The organism is Pseudomonas sp. KBW05 (genome assembly GCF_003852405.1).
Lineage (GTDB): Bacteria > Pseudomonadota > Gammaproteobacteria > Pseudomonadales > Pseudomonadaceae > Aquipseudomonas.
The window spans coordinates 44,771-60,016 of record NZ_QAJM01000047.1 but is presented as its reverse complement, the minus strand read 5'-3'; the positions used below and the strand labels follow the sequence as shown (position 1 = coordinate 60,016).

General features: G+C 59.4%; 10 protein-coding genes. All 10 read right to left on the bottom strand.

Features of this window, described 5'->3' with window-relative positions:
* Window positions 1-740: hypothetical protein (locus DBR46_RS28270; protein ID WP_124529439.1), on the bottom strand; the 740-nt coding region annotated here is incomplete at its 3' end.
* On the bottom strand, window positions 733-2,769 hold the full coding sequence (locus DBR46_RS28265) for a lipase family protein (protein WP_124529437.1): 2,037 nt from the start codon (window positions 2,767-2,769) through the stop codon (window positions 733-735). The genes DBR46_RS28270 and DBR46_RS28265, both read right to left, overlap by 8 nt.
* Window positions 2,766-3,314, bottom strand: coding sequence for a hypothetical protein (locus DBR46_RS28260; RefSeq protein WP_124529435.1), 549 nt, complete (start codon window positions 3,312-3,314; stop codon window positions 2,766-2,768). Before DBR46_RS28260 ends, DBR46_RS28265 begins: the two co-directional genes overlap by 4 nt.
* Window positions 3,315-3,325: 11 nt before the next feature.
* Window positions 3,326-6,661, bottom strand: coding sequence for a type VI secretion system Vgr family protein (locus tag DBR46_RS28255; protein ID WP_124529433.1), 3,336 nt, complete (start codon window positions 6,659-6,661; stop codon window positions 3,326-3,328).
* Window positions 6,662-6,663: 2 nt separating this feature from the next.
* Entirely contained in the window at window positions 6,664-9,294 is a 2,631-nt protein-coding gene (gene tssH, locus DBR46_RS28250; RefSeq protein ID WP_124529431.1) for a type VI secretion system ATPase TssH, read from the bottom strand.
* Between the two features lie 101 nt (window positions 9,295-9,395).
* Window positions 9,396-9,887, bottom strand: a complete 492-nt coding sequence (locus tag DBR46_RS28245; protein WP_017735580.1) for an Hcp family type VI secretion system effector — start codon at window positions 9,885-9,887, stop codon at window positions 9,396-9,398.
* Between the two features lie 22 nt (window positions 9,888-9,909).
* Window positions 9,910-11,625 (bottom strand): OmpA family protein, encoded by a 1,716-nt coding sequence (locus DBR46_RS28240; RefSeq protein ID WP_177414136.1) that lies wholly within the window; start codon window positions 11,623-11,625, stop codon window positions 9,910-9,912.
* A 7-nt stretch (window positions 11,626-11,632) separates the two neighbouring features.
* The gene (gene tssL / locus DBR46_RS28235; protein WP_177414135.1) at window positions 11,633-12,310 is read right to left on the bottom strand and encodes a type VI secretion system protein TssL, short form; all 678 of its coding nucleotides are present in this window, start codon (window positions 12,308-12,310) and stop codon (window positions 11,633-11,635) included.
* Window positions 12,307-13,662: a type VI secretion system baseplate subunit TssK gene (gene tssK, locus DBR46_RS28230; protein ID WP_124529429.1), complete on the bottom strand. Its 1,356-nt coding sequence runs from the start codon at window positions 13,660-13,662 to the stop codon at window positions 12,307-12,309. The genes tssL and tssK overlap by 4 nt, the downstream gene beginning before the upstream one ends.
* Before the next feature lie 23 nt (window positions 13,663-13,685).
* Window positions 13,686-15,224, bottom strand: coding sequence for a type VI secretion system contractile sheath large subunit (gene tssC, locus DBR46_RS28225; protein WP_124529427.1), 1,539 nt, complete (start codon window positions 15,222-15,224; stop codon window positions 13,686-13,688).
* Window positions 15,225-15,246: the final 22 nt, after the last annotated feature.

The following is a 15,246-nucleotide window of genomic DNA, read 5'->3' as shown; positions in this document are numbered from 1 at the left end:
ACAACACTGCCATCGGGGTAGGTGAACTTAATAAAATTCCCTTCCCTCTTTTCCTTCACTCCTTCTGAACTCACAACGAAGCCGGAGTGGAAAATTGGTTCGAAGTATATTTGCCTAGCCCGCAAGGCTCGAAAGTTTAGATAAATATGGCCCTCACCCGCCAAATCAACAGTCTTGCTGTACCCACTTAAAAACCTTTCATGTACCCAAGGGTAGTAATCCTTTTTTATCGTCAAGTTGCCGTCCACTTCTATTGGAAGACCGACGCCCCTCATTGACCGGTTGTGATCAAATTTCACCAGAATTCCAGCACCAGCGCCCCTTCTTACATTCTCACCAAAATGGCTAGGGTCATCATATGCGACACCGAACATCAAATTGCTCAAACGCCACCGGCAAGCTCCCCCCCCATCCAACGGTAGACTTGCTTGATAAAGATCACTTTGTCCCTGGCGCTCAAGCGGCCTATCAAAACTGTGAAAACCGTCCTCCTCAAGTTGCTGGCCGCTTGCACCGCGATAGGCTCTTTTGCAGGTAGCGGAACGATACATGACCTCTAAAGTTTCGATCGCAAGCTCTTTGGGTACCTTTACGATCACAGTGACCTGTTCACTATTTGCAGGCGGTGACAGGCTGTAGTCCTGACGGCAACCACCAAGAGTGAAAAGAAGTGTGCACATGACCACGGACAGTCGAAGAGCGCTGGTTGGATTCTTAAGCGTATTGGTTTGCTTAACCATAGGTTTTCTCGTAATAGGCCCGTGGATCGGCGATGGCATCAAAACGCTCTAGTGCTTCGTTGCCCCCATCGGCTTGCTTGGTGACACGCAGGGCTTTATCCACCAGGCGTTGCAAGTCGAGAAACACACGATTGCGCGCCAACTCCTCTTCAGGAACACGCCCGTAGTAATCCTTGATCTGTTGTTCGAATTTGCGTCGTCGTATCTGGCGTTCCAGCAAGGGTTCACGCGCGGGGTTGATGGACTCCAGCAGTTGGTTGTGGATATAGGGTTGGTACTGCGACATGAAGTGGTCGCCAATCCGCAACATGCGACCCACTGGGGTGTTGCTGTAGTGTGGAAAGTACCGGGCACGGTTTTCAGGACTCAGCGAAGCGTTAAAAAGCTGCGTGGCCTCCTCGGCCTCATGCTCATCGGTTTCACTGAGACTGGGCACCAGATACAGCTTGGCTTTTTCAGGTAATGCAGCAGTGATCGTGCCGCGAATGGGTGCGCCATCCGGCCTACGATAGGCAGGGTATGCCACGATCTCTTGGTAGTGGTGTTGTTCCGCCCTGAAGAACATGGCGATCTTGCCGTGATGGCTAAACGCATTTTCATGTTTGATCACCATCCCTTGTGCGGCTTTTTGTAGCGACCGGCCGAACCCTAGTGCCGTGCCAATTGGTCCGAAGGCGTTATAGAGATCGTTGTCCAGATCGGCTTCGGGGGGTACGCGTGGGATCAAATCAGTGTCGTTGACATGGCGGAAGTGCCAAAGGTCGCCCAGGTATTGCACGGCGAGAAGGGTGAAGGTGCGGGGCATGCCGTAGGTGTAAAGGAGGGGGTTGTGTTTCAGCAGCGAGGCCGCGTGGATTAGGCCGAGAGCACCGCCGAGGCTGTGGCCGCAGATGAATAGTTTTTTATCGCCAATCCCCTTGAGGATCGTCTCACCCAAGTCTTCAGCATAGATTCTTCTTGCCACCTCAAATGCATCACGAAAACCAAGGTGCACACGGCCTACCGAAGTCAGATCTGCACAAGGGACCTTAGGCTCGCATAGCACCGCGATCTCGGGCTTCACGGGACGAAAAGTGGCATCAGTGATTAGATCAGCAAGCCCCTCCATTTCAGTACCGCGCCAGGCCACCAAAACCTGCGACGCACTGACAGCATAAAACAACTGAGTATGCCCTTCAGGTGGGACGGCCTTCGCAGTGTCCAGAGCTTCGACTTCTAAATAGCGATCACTGAACGGCACATCCACCACTACGCAAGGCCACGCCTGACCACTATCCCAAACACGTGGAGTTCGCGATAAATCCAAACATTGGCGTTCGAAAAGCTCCTTCACCGAACCCAGATCGTCTTCACCCCGATTGCTATACGCCAAAATACTCATCAACCCCAGGTTGTAAGCATTCACCAGGCTGTACCCCTCCTGATGATGCAAAACCAGCGACCACGCGCGAAACGGGCAGACTTCCAGCACATGCCGACGGTCCAACTGATCATCACCTACAGTGAATCCACCAAACTCCGGGTCTGGAAAATGAAATGCCGGGGAGAGCTTTGGGTCCGCCGCCGGAGGGTCAAGCGTCGGCATGTCGTCGCATAACTGCCCAATCCGCAAATAGTGATAAGCGTGACCTTGCGCAATCGCCTCCCGCTCAACCGGCGAAAACCCCGCGCGCTGCGGCCCATACACAGGCGTACGGTCCCCTATTCCCGGTCGGGGCGGTTCCGCACGTACAGCACGCAAACGTCGGGTTTGCAGTTGCTCGGCCAACGGGTCTGCCTCCATCCGCAACGTCATGGCCAATGGGTGCAGCCCCTCCAGACGAATCACGCCCTCGGCATCGCTGTATCCCACGAACGCAGGCACATAGCCCCCGCGCGAAGCCTCGTTCGACGCTCGATAAGGCAGATTCGCCAAAGGTTGGCCTAGTTCGTCCAGGAACTGGAACTCGACCCAATGCTGTATCTGTTTGCCGCCAATAAAGTCCTTGAAGGGATTAAGCGTATCCGTGTAATGCAGGGCGTCGTTCATTGTTCAAGACCTCTCCTGTGAGCCCGACTTGATCCATACGCGTTACGTTTGCCACCGCACGAAGGAACGACCTGGCTACCATCCGCCAAGAGCCTGTACTGAAGAAATTCCACAGCGCCCGTCGCCGTCTGCACAACACAAAAAATGGCTTCATAGCTATCTGTAGGATGGTCTGCGCTACTCAACGAAAAGACATAGGTTCGATTGACCGCAAGCACCTGAAGCGCTTCGTTAGTTTTAAAATCATTTAACTTGTACCCTTCAGGCAAGTGACCAAACACTAAACATGCGCCGGGCATTAGTTTCAGTGGCTCGCCCGCCGGTAGAAGTGATGCCCCCCAGGAGGGCGGGTTTCGCCTATAACTTTCGGTCAACGAAAACCCACCCACTGCAAATCCTTCACGCGCATTGTCAGGCAGACAAATTGCCGGTCTATCATTGATCGAAACAATATTGCCAACCTCCCTGCGCCCAAATGAAGTTGCATAGGCAATAGAGGAAACCATCCAGTAGATAACGAACATCAAAACCATCACATATTTCATACAACCCCCTTTCACCTTGGAAGATGCTTTTTATCCGCAGGATTTCTCAAGAACGATTCAAGCGTTGCAGCAAGGAGTTCCGGACTCTTGCTGCTATTGGAAGCGCTCCACACCGCACTGGGATTGCCCAACACACAGATCACGTAGTAATCCGAGATAATTTCGCCTTGCTGTTCCATGTTGTAGTCGCAAAGCGCACTGGTTTCAGTCAAGGTATAACGATAAGCCGGTGCTCCACGACTGGTAACAAACAGGCCCATTAACTTGACTGGATAACCCAGCTGGTATTGCCATACATGGGTCATTTCATGCATGAACAATGCTTTGTCTTTATCACTGGCCGTCGTGGAGAAGTCATCCCTGTAATACCCCGTACTGACGGGGTAGTACATTTCACCATTAGGCGTTACCGCTGTATTTTGTATGCCTGCGAACACCCACCAACCACTGTGATGCACCTTGACCTTGGTGTAATCGATGGCATCCCTGAACAGGGTGCCTGCCATTGCGATCTCTCCTGGCGTCAAAGAACGTTTTTTGCCTTTAGGCAATGACACCTCTTTGGTTGAACGTCCCACGTCAATGTCATTCGTGGAGACACTGCTGGATGCCAGGTCAATAACAATCGGCGCTTGATCGGTTAACGCCGCGCAACAGAAAACCCCGGCAGTCTCTGGCGGGTATAGCGCGACCTGGGTAATCGGCGTCGGCGTCTTGGTCTCGATGCGCTGCGTATAACCTTGAGTGTCCGTAACCCCCTCGAACGTCAGTCCATCTGCGAGCGTCGCCGAATACTTCAGTTCGCTGGCTGGCTCACCGTTCGGATCGACCAAGCGCAGTTGTTCGTCAAAGGTTGCCGAGTCTGGCAGTTCAATGCTCAGCGCCCCCGGCAAAAGCGTATGAACACTCATCGTCTTGCCGTCTTTATCCGTCACCCCACTGAACACCTCCCCTTGTGCCGTGGTAATCCGGTAACGGCTGAAGCGCATGACCGCCTCTGTCGCATCTTTCAGCGTGTAGCCACCGGCATAACCCGTTGGTAACGGCGATGCGGGCGCATCGAGGCGAGTGCCACCCAGTTTCTGTACGGCGGCGGCCTTCAGGTAGATATTGCCCGGAGCCCCCAGCTCGATATCGCCGCCCTTGAGGCGGATGTAAGCGCCGCCGCAATTGAGCAGCAGCTCATGTGGGGAGCTGATCTCAACGCGACCTGCAACGCTTTCGATCTTGATGTCGGTCTTGGCCAACGCGTGGAGGATGTTGCCTCGGGCATGCAATTGGACTTTGCCTTGATCCGCCTTCAGTTGCAGGTCGGCCTGTTGCGCAAGCACGCTGACACCGCCCTCCGCTGCGGCGGTGATGTTGCGCCCGGCGCTGATGTCGGTGTTGTGTGCAGCCATGATGCCGACGCTTTCCGTACCCGACGACAGGCAGACGGCCTTGGGGCTGAGCATGCCAATCCCCTCTGGCGCATGGAGCAACACACAGGGTTGTGCCAATCCGTTGAGGCGCTCGTGCAAGCCTTGTTGGCTGTCGATGTCACTGGCGGCCACTTGAGCGCTACTGGCGGCGTGGGCCATGGAGCGAGCCAGGGACAACGCGCTTTCAAGTTGCAAGACGGCGGCGGCCATATCGAGTTGTTGCCCCCCGGCCTGGCCTTGCTCATCCGCACTGATAAACACCCCTTTCCCACCCCGAACCGCCCCCCAGCCATCCGTGCGCAGCTCAAACCCTTCGCCGCGTTTTTGCTTGCGTGCATCCACCAAATGCCCCAGGTTCAACTGGCTCTTGCCACTGTGCTCCGTACTCAACTTGACGTGCTCCTGCCCCCGCGTGTCGTCCATGCGCAACTTATTGTTGGCCGGGGTGCGCAGCACGTTGCGTTTGTAGTTGCGCAGGGTCACGTGGTCGACGTGCTGGCTGTCATGCAGGGCATGGGCGATGTAGGGGCGGTCGGGGTCGCCTTGTTCGAAGGCGATGGCCACTTCGGTGCCGAGGATCAGGGGCAGGTGCAGGCCGTGGGTGTCGCCGGCGTAGGGGCGGGCCAGGCGTAGCCAGAGGCTTTCTTCGCCGGGTTTCCAGGTGTCGCGGTCGAAGAGGAAGCTCACGCGGTAGCGGCCTTCCAGGTCGATATGGGCGTAGGGGTCGTTCGCCTGGGGGCTGGTGACGCGGGCCGGGACGGTGCCGGCAATTTGCGGTCTGGCTTGTGGGGCTGGGCGAAAGCAGACGGTTTCTGAATAGGGGATCGCTTCGAATGTGCCTTCGAAGCTGCTGTCGCGCGCGGCCTTGGTGGTCAGGCGGGTAATGACTGCGCCGGGCTTGAACGCATGGGGGGAGCCGCCGCTGATCTTGAGGACCTGCCCCGGCGCCAGGGTGGCGCTGCTGCTGATCCCGCTCAAAAGCGTCTGCTGGTTCAGGTACTGTTCGTGGCGCAGGCGTGCGTAGAAGTAGCCGCTTTCACTTGGCAGGTCTTCGTTTTCATCCAGCCGATTGCCGAGGACCGTGTAGGGTTCGGCGTAGTGGTAGGCATCGCCGTAGGTAGTGGTGGCGCCACGGCTGTGGTCGATCTCGCCGTTGAGCTGGGCGCTGGCGTCACGGTGGTGGTAGGCGCGCACGCTGACGTGTTGCTCGACGACCTGGTGGCTGGATTGCAACGCCCACACACCGTCCTGTCCGCTGCTGCCGAGCCCGGATTGCGGGCGATGTGGCAGCTCAACGTCGAACTGGTAACCGCGCTGGCTATCGAAAAACTCGACGACATCGATGCGCAGGCGTTCGTCGCTGGTGAAGCGATACCAGATGCCCACGTCGGCCAGCAGTCGGCTGATGAAGGCCAGGTCGCTTTCGCCGTATTGCATGACGTGTTCGCGCCGGGGGTAGTCGCGCTTGAGGTTGAACAGGAAGTCCTGGCCTTCAAAACCGTGGCGGCTGCGCAGAATATGTTCGACGATTTCGGGCACGGATTGGTGTTGGTAGATGCGGAACTGTCGGCCGCGTTCAAGCAGGGCGATTCGGGGTTGCAGGGTGAGTGCGTAGGTGGCCTGGTCGTTGGAGCCGGACTGGCGCGCGAAGTGGGTGACCACGCCGTGCAGGGTGCGCAACGGTTTGATCTTGGGCGGGGTCACGCTCAGCAACGGGAGTTTTTGCGGTGGGGCGTACAGGCTGAAGCTGGCCGTTTTGCCAAGCATGGAGCCGGCGGCGAGGTCGAGGTCAGTGCTGGTGAACTCCACGCAGTAGCTAAAAGGTTGGCTGAGCCGTTCCTCGCCGTCGAAGGCCAAGACGTCAAGCTGCGCTGTAACCTTGGTCACCCACAGTGTGTGCCGGCTATGATCGAAGAAAACACTCATCCTCAGGCCTCCATGACGGCGGTTTGAGATTCAGGATCGCCATCCGTAAAGCTCAGGCTGATGCCGTCTGCTTCGCTGTACTCAACGCATACGCTTTGGCAGCGCTGTTGCGCCGCCCGCCGTTCCAGCAGTTGCTGGCTGAGTACGGGCAGGATCTGTTCGTTGAGCAGGCTGTCGATGTTGCGTGCCCCCGTGTCCGGCAGCAGGCAGGCGGCAACCAGAGCGTCGTTGAGTGAGTCGCCCAGCCGGCAGTCGAGGTCGTAGTGCAGGCGCAGACGCTTGGCCACCTGGGCCAACTTGAGCGCAACGATGCGTTTGAGGGCGTCGGCTTGCAGCGGGCGATAGATCAAGGTCTGGAACCGTGCGAGCAACGCCGGCTGAAAGTGCTCCCGCAGGATTGGCCGCAGTTGTTCGTGCAGCACGCTGTCGGGGGCGTCGGGTTGGGCCTGCAAGCAGTTGTGCAGGAGATCGCTGCCGAGGTTGGAGGTCATGAGGATGACGGTGTTGCGAAAGTCGATCTCGCGCCCTTCACCATCGCGCATGAAGCCGCGATCAAACACTTGATAGAACAGGTTGAGCACGTCGCGGTGGGCCTTTTCGACTTCGTCCAGCAGCACGACACTGTAGGGCCGCTGCCGCACGGCTTCGGTCAGGACACCGCCCTTGCCGTAGCCGACGTAACCGGGCGGCGCGCCTTTGAGTTGGCTGACGGTGTGGGCTTCCTGATACTCGGAAAAGTTAAGGGTGATCAGTGATTTTTCACCGCCGAACAGGCTGTCGGCGAGGGCCAGGGCGGTTTCGGTTTTACCCACGCCGCTGGTGCCCACCAACAGGAATACCCCCAGTGGCGCATGCTCATGGGTCAGCCCGGTCTTGGCTGCGCGCAGCCGTTGCGCCAATGCATTGAGCGCAGGGGCCTGGCCAATCACGCGTTGCGCCAGGTGTTGTTCCAACGCCAGGAGGTGGGTTTGTTCGTCCTTGAGCAGACTGCCCAGCGGAACCCCGGTCCAATCGGCAACGACGTGCGCCACGCTGCGCACATCGACATCCAGTGACAGCAACGGCTGAGCGCCTTGAAGGCTGTGCAGTTGTTGTTGCAACTGCGCACATTTGTCTCGCTGCAACGGCTGCGCTTGGCGCGCTTCAAGCAGTTGCTTGATCAGGTCGAGCTCTTGCCGGTGTTGCTGTTGCAGTGCGGTGTACGCACGTTGCAAATCCGCGTACTGCGCGTCAATCAACGCCAGGCGCTCATCGATGTTCTCGTCACCGAGGGCCTGCTCTTGCTCCAGTGCCTGGCGCTCCAGTTCCAACGCCATACACCGGGCGTGCAGACGCACAAGCGCTTGCGGCTCACAGTCCAGGCTCATGCGCACACGGGCGCTGGCGGTATCCAGCAGGTCCACCGCCTTGTCCGGCAGTTGACGCCCAGTCAGGTAGCGCCGCGACAGGCTCACCGCAGCCTGCACCGCCGCGTCCTGGATATGCACGCCATGATGGCTGGCGTAGCGCAACTTCAGGCCGCGCAGCATCAGGCTGGCGTTGGCGTCGTCCGGCTCATCGACCTTGACCATTTGGAAGCGTCTTTCGAGGGCCGCGTCGCGCTCGAAGTACTGCTTGTATTCACTCCAGGTGGTCGCGGCGATGGTGCGCAATTCGCCACGGGCCAAGGCCGGTTTGAGCAGATTGGCCGCGTCGGCACCGCCGGCCTGGTTGCCGGCGCCGATCAGGGTATGGGCCTCGTCAATAAACAACAGCACGGGGATCTCGGACTGTTGCACGGCATCGATGACGTTTTTCAGGCGTTGCTCGAACTCACCTTTGACACCGGCGCCTGCTTGCAACAAGCCCAGGTCCAGGGTGCGTACGCAGACTGATTTGAGGCTGTCAGGCACGCGCCCCTGGGCTATGTTCAAGGCCAGGCCTTCCACCAAGGCCGTTTTGCCAACCCCGGGTTCGCCCACCAGCAGCGGGTTGTTTTTCCGCCGCCGGCTCAGGATGTCGATGACCTGGCGGATTTCTTCGTCACGGCCAAACACCGGGTCGATCTTGCCTTGTGCAGCCTTGGCGGTGAGGTCTTGGGTGAACCGGTCGAGCGTTGCCTGCCCTGCGGTATTTTCCGTCGGTTCAATGGCTAGCGGTTCAGTGGCACTTCTTGATTCGGGGCACTCCTCAGAGGTTTGATCCAGCAGCACCATCAAGCGCTGCAGTTGCGCCTGGCTGAGACTGAGCAACGGCCATGCGGCTTCGCATGCCAGCAGGCTGGGCGTCTCCATCAAGGCCCCCAGCAGGTGTGCCGAGCGCAGGCTGTCGTTGTTATCGTCGAGCGAGGCAAGGAGCCAGGCATTCCTGATCAATTGCTGCAAAGGCTCGGACAACTGCGGCTTGCCCTGCATGCTGCGTGGCAGGCTGTCGAGGTGTTCAAGCAAGCCATGCCACAGCGCGTCCAGATCCCATTCGTAACGCCGCGCGATGACCGTCAGGTCGCCCTCCCCCTGGCCCAGCAGCTTGAGCAGCCAGTGCTCGATGGTGATCTGCGCGTGCGCACTGCCGTGGCACAACGAGGCTGCCGCACTCAACGCCTGGGCACAGTAGGGATTGAGTCGTCGCAGCAAACGGGTGGAGTGATGAGCCATACGAAATACGTCCTCGCCAAGGGGCTGGTTGTGTCATCCGTCTTGAAGCGCGATGTGTTCGGTTGAGCGCCCGCTTACGGACGCTCACCCCATCACCGCCATCAAGCGCTTTGGCGTTCGCTCCAGGCATCGGAGTGAATGATGTTGCCGTCCTTGTAGGTCCAGGTGACCTTCTCGTAGCGCAACTCGATCTGCTCAAGGTGGTTGTGTTTCTCTTTGCCGGGGTCTTTGACGTCATGCATTTTCGGCGCGACCTTCACCACCTTGACTTGCTCCAGCTTGGTGATGAAGTACTCGACCTCCTGCCCCGCATCGTCGATGCGGTACCACTTGAACTCGGCACTCTTGAGGGTTTGTCCGGTGGTGACCGCTTTGTAGAGGTACGGGCTGGAAGCATCGATCTCCTTGCAGAACAGGAACGGGGTATGCACCCGCGTCCCGGTCAACTTGCCGGTGTTGTTGTCCGTCGGGATGTAGAGGCTGTGGTCCTGGGCGATCACTTCGATACTGCCCTCGCGCTTTTGCACATCCACCGAACCTTTGATGTCTGCACCGCCGTCGTCTTGTAGCCAGAGGTAAACGGGAATTGCCATGTGAAGCTCCTTTTCTTGGGACTCAAACGTCGCGATAGGCGACAGGGGGTTGCCTGTCTGGTGCCTGCGTCGGGTGCGAACACGCCCCCGCCGAAGGCACCAGACGGATATCGACGCGGCGGTTGGCTGCTCGCCCCGCGTCAGTGTCGTTGCTTGCAATCGGCTGGCTGGCGCCGAAACCCTGCACCGCAAAGCAGCTGTCGGGGATCCCGCCCATTTGCTGCATCCAGCCATGGACGGCAGCGGCGCGGGCGTAGGACAGGCGGAGATTGTTCTGCGCATCGCCGGTGGCATCGGTGTGCCCGGCGATCACAATCAGCAGGCCTGGTTGCGCCTTGATGCCGACCAGAGCATTGATCAGGACCTTGGTCGACCCCGGCTTGAGCCGGGCGCTGCCGCTGGCGAACAGCGAAAGGCTGTCCAGCCGCACCACACGGGCCGGCCCCGTGGGCAAGGCAGTCAGGGGTGGCTCGACATGTGCAGCCAGCACGGCCAGCAAAGGCGCACGCAAATGCTCGCCGCGATACAGGCCCAGCCCCAGGGCCAGAGGCTCGCCCTGTCGGTAGTAGGTGTCCAGGCGCCGAGCCGCATGACGCAGTGCGGTGATGGCGTCTTCACGGAGCAGGAACGCGCGTTGTTCACGGTGTGTCGGTGGCGGGATCGAGGTATAGCGGCGCAGGTCATCGCTGACCTGGCGTAGCAAGAGCGTGTTCTGCCAAGCGGAGCTGGCCAGGGCAACGGCGCTGGCGATTCCCCATAACCACACCGCCACGACGCTTGCACGTTGCAGTGAGGTGTACGCGGGGTCGCGTTTGAACACGCTGAGCAACGCATCGGGAAAGGGCAATGCCGCGCTCGCATCGCTCACCCGGCTGTCGACCAGCGCCACCTTCTGCGCAAGCCATTGACACCACAGGTTCCCTTCCACCCCATGGGCAAGCGCCGGGACCATTTTGATCGCATACACACAGGCTGCATCCGTGTCGTGCTGACCGAGGCTGGGCAACACCCCATCGTGCAGCCACTGCGCGACACTGTTCAGTTGAATGCAGGCGTGCAGTCGTGCGGCGCGGGTGGGCGTATCAACGGCTTGCTGCTGCCACTCGTCCAGCGTGGCGCACTGGTTGTTGTCCCGGGCGCAAGGCTGGGCCTCACCCCGCTCCCAACTGAACCACGGATCAGCGCCTTGCGCGGTTTGCAGGTAACTCACCAGCAACAGCGGCAGCGCGATCCCTCGCTTGCGTGCCAGGGCAGCCTGGTAGCCAAAGGTTCGCACCCGGCCCTGCAACGCAGCGCTGTCACCATGGGCACTGGGGTTGACGACAAACATCACGCAAAGTTGAGCCCCCCAACCGGGACGCAATGCGAGGATGGCGTCGCTGATCGCCGGCAATTGTTCCAGGCTTGGCACGCGCACATAACAACCCGACGGAACCACCCGCAGGGCCAACCGATCGGCGCAGGCCGGGGTAAACAGTGCATCGAGCCCATCACCACAGACCAGCAGCACCGGATGCCGGAAGGACGCCGCCGGCAAGGCGGCTGTATCGTCAAACTGCACGGATGCGCGTAATGCGGCTGCCCTGCGGTTCACGGCGATCCAGGCCAAGCCGATGCCAGCCATCCCGAGCAAGACCCCGGTGGCGCGTGCCCAGACGGTGAGTGGAACGATGGCCAGCAGCGCCAGGAGCAATCCCCCAGCCCACAGGACGAGCATTCGGTGAGAAGTGATGCTCATCTGGCCCTCACGTTTGATCAGGCAAGAGCGAAACCACCATATCGCTCAACAGTTGATTCAATCCCCACCACATCGCCGCCAACACCACGGCGGCAGCGAGCACATGCAGCAACGGCGATTGCAGCCAGCCCAGCCCCGCGACAACGCCGCCACGCGCTTGGGTAATCAGGCCCTGGCTGGGCCTCAAGGGCGCGACATGGGCATTGAGCGCGTTCAACAGGCGTTCGCGCTCGGGGTCGTTCTGATCACGATAACGGCCCTGGAACCCGAGCATCAGCACACGCTGGAACACCGTCAGGACCTGCCGATCAGGCGCGGGTTCGCCTAATACAGCCTGCATGTCTTCGTATAAGAACTCGCCCGCCTGATGGTGGTTGAAAAACTCGGCCTGGAGCGGTTTTGCCCAAGCGGCCTGATCGTCCTTTTGCGCAAAGGTGAGCACCGTCTCGTCCAGCAACGCACATTGCGCGTGGGAGATGTAGTCGATGGCGCGCGGGGCCATGCCTGCCGATGCGAGACGCTGCCGCACCCGTTCGACCTGCTCGACGCAAAGCGGCCACAACTGCGGCTGCCCCTCGGAGCAAGCGCCCTGGCGCAACTCGACCACCAGTAGATAGGTGTCCTGTAACAGCTCATCGATGTCCACAGGCAACACATTGCGCCCGTTCGAATTGACCCGGCTCATGTGCGCAACACCGCAAACAGTTCGAGTTTGACCTCGACCAAAGTGCTGGGGACGTAGAACGCACACACCCCTTCGGCCAATACCGCCTGCCCTTTCGGGTGCGCGAAGTTGAGCGCGAAATACTGGTTTTCCAGACGCAGCGGAATCGCCGCTGGCACATGAGCGAGCGCCAGCAAGGGCACACCGTCGAGTGCCGCATTGATCAAGTAGTCGACTTCGTCCGGCGTGCCGACCTTGCACAGTTGCGGGAACTGCTCCTGCAACTGCGCAGCCGGCAAGCGGCTGCGCACTGACAGGTAGAAATCGGCGCCGTCCCGCTCGCGCAGGCGCGGGTCATTCAATTTCACCTGCCAACGATTGGCGCCGTGCACCTCCAGTTCCAGGGCCACCACCCGCGACGGCAGGCTGGCTTCCAGCAGCAACGAAATAGTGTTCATCAACGGCGCGAACACCGCTTCCAGCTCGCCGTGACGGTAGGCCGGTACCTTGTCGATATCGTGTTCCAACGAAAACGTCAGCAGGCTGCCTGCGAGCTTGATCAGTTCCCCATAGACCTGCTCGGGATGCCTGGCAGGAAAGTCCCGCAGATCGGCCAGGACCGGCTGATAGGTATTCAGCGCATTGAGCAGCCAGAACAACGAAACGTCAGCCACGGCAAAGTCGGCCATGCGTTGGTTGCTCTCACGCCGCATGCCCATGAGCCGTTGCCGTTTGGCAGCCAATTGCGTCAACAGGTTGTCCAGCTGGCGCAGCAAGCCTGGATGCGCCGCAAAGCTCAGCAGCGGCGGTACATAGACCGGGTCAAGGCACCAGGCGCCCTGCCCGTCGCGGGCCAGGCGTGCAACGGGACAGGTGACGTAATCGGCGTTGTCATCACTGTGCAGGCGCAGGCTCAGGGTGTGCTCCAGCACGCCGATGGACTGCTTCTCATCGGCGTAGAGGTCCTGGACTTCACGCCAATCCTGGCGATAACGGGTCGGCCGGTCGGGGTTGCCACCGTCAAACTGGCAGTTGTTGCCATTGGCCTGCTCCAGCGGCAACGCCACGTGCACGAGCAGCGCTTGAGCTTCATCGGCCGGCAACGGTGCCAACGCCAAGGCAGGTGGCAGGCGGTCCACAACATCGGTATCGACCCACGTCCCGTCAGGCAGCCGTACGCACAATCGGGTGGCCTTGAGTTTGCCCAGGCGCAAGGCGCCCAGATCAAACCCCACCGCCTGGACACCCCAAGGGTGCACCAGGCTCAGGTGAGCGAGTTGTTCGTGGGCCCAGGCCTCCCAACGTGCCTGTTGCTGAAATTGCTGCGCCGACAGCAATACGCCGCTGGCCCACAGTGGGCGATCGATCTTCATGGCATCGTTTCCCTACGATTGACTCAGGCCTTGGCCTTGGGCATTTGCGAAACCAGCGAGAGGTTCACGTCCATGCCCTCCACCTGAAAATGCGGCACGGCGTACAACTTGACGCGGAAGAAGCCCGGGTTGTCTTCAATGTCCTCCACCGTCACCTTCGCCTCGCGCAACGGGTGCGACGCCTGCAGGTCGTCGCCGGGATCGGTCATTTCGGTGACAAGCCCGCCAATCCATTTGTTGAGTTCCAGCTCCAGCAGGCGCCGGTCTTTGGTGGTACCGATGTTTTCGCGCTGGATCAACTTCAGGTAGTGGGCGATGCGCGACAGCAAAAAGATGTAGGGCAGGCGCGCGTTGATGCGACTGTTTGCCGTGGCATCGGCGGTGTCGTACAAGGCGGCTTTCTGCGCGGAGTTGGCGGAAAAGAAACACGCATAATCGCGATTCTTGTAGTAGGACAGTGGGATAAACCCGAGGTTGGCAAATTCGAACTCACGGGTTTCCGGGATCATCACCTCCGACGGAATCTTCACCTGGTTGCCAGTGCCCAGGTCGTACAAGTGAATGGGCAACTCCGTCACCGCACCACCGGACTGCGGCCCGCGAATCTGCACACACCAGCCATTGGCGATGAAGCTCTTGACCATGTTGGCGGCGAACGCGAAGGAGGCGTTGGTCCACAGGTACTTGTGGTGATCCGGCCCCTTGACGCTTTCGATGTAGTTGAAACTGCGCACGGGAACGGTGTCAGGACCGTAGGGCAGCCGCCCCAGCACACGCGGCATTGTCAAGCCGATGTAGCGCGCATCATCACTGTCCCGGAACGACTTCCACTTGATGTACTCGGCACGGTCAAAGTAATTGCCGATGTCCTTGATCGCGGCCACTTCTTCCATGGACGTCTTGCCAAAGAATGCCGGCCCCACAGCCCCCACAAAGGGCATATGGGCAGCGGCCGCCACTTTCGAAATATTGCGCAGCAGGGCGATGTCCTGGGGGCTGCGGTCGAATTCATAGTTGGAGATGGCGGCAGCGATGGGCTCGCCGCCCGGCGTGTCGTACTCCTGGGTGTAGGTATGCAGGTAGAGGCCACTCTGGGCAATTTCCGGCGCGTCTTCGAAGTCCTGTACCAGATGCTCTTTACTGATATCCAACAGTTCTATGCGCACGTTCTGGCGGAAATCCGTCTGGTCGATCAGCGATTTCACCCCTCGCCAGGTCGATTCGACGCGTTGAAAGTCCGGGTGGTGCATGATTGCATCGAGTTGACGGCTTATTTGCCTGTCCAGCGCGGCAATATGTTCATCCAACAGCACCTTGTCCAAGCGTTCGACTTTATGGGCGGACTGTTTCAGCAACTGCAGAAACACATTAACTGCCGCAGTAACCCGCTCATCAACAGAGACTTCGGAAAGTGCTTCAGTATTTTGAAACACATCAAGCCCGCCCAACTCCATCACGGGACTCAAGTTGATCTTGCTGAACAGCGCGGCGTAGACCCCGCCACTGTTTTCCGACACGACGGCACTACCGTGGGATTGAGAACCAGAATGTTCTACCGACATAGTCAAACCTCCCTTCAAACCG

What these genes read in the sequence shown, in the direction of transcription:
- tssL (WP_177414135.1), bottom strand. Translation starts at nt 12,310, where the DNA reads ATGAGCCGGGTCAATTCGAACGGGCGCAATGTGTTGCCTGTGGACATC.
- tssK (WP_124529429.1), bottom strand. Translation starts at nt 13,662, where the DNA reads ATGAAGATCGATCGCCCACTGTGGGCCAGCGGCGTATTGCTGTCGGCG.
- DBR46_RS28255 (WP_124529433.1), bottom strand. Translation starts at nt 6,661, where the DNA reads ATGAGTGTTTTCTTCGATCATAGCCGGCACACACTGTGGGTGACCAAG.
- tssH (WP_124529431.1), bottom strand. Translation starts at nt 9,294, where the DNA reads ATGGCTCATCACTCCACCCGTTTGCTGCGACGACTCAATCCCTACTGT.
- tssC (WP_124529427.1), bottom strand. Translation starts at nt 15,224, where the DNA reads ATGTCGGTAGAACATTCTGGTTCTCAATCCCACGGTAGTGCCGTCGTG.
- DBR46_RS28240 (WP_177414136.1), bottom strand. Translation starts at nt 11,625, where the DNA reads ATGAGCATCACTTCTCACCGAATGCTCGTCCTGTGGGCTGGGGGATTG.
- DBR46_RS28260 (WP_124529435.1), bottom strand. Translation starts at nt 3,314, where the DNA reads ATGAAATATGTGATGGTTTTGATGTTCGTTATCTACTGGATGGTTTCC.
- DBR46_RS28265 (WP_124529437.1), bottom strand. Translation starts at nt 2,769, where the DNA reads ATGAACGACGCCCTGCATTACACGGATACGCTTAATCCCTTCAAGGAC.
- DBR46_RS28245 (WP_017735580.1), bottom strand. Translation starts at nt 9,887, where the DNA reads ATGGCAATTCCCGTTTACCTCTGGCTACAAGACGACGGCGGTGCAGAC.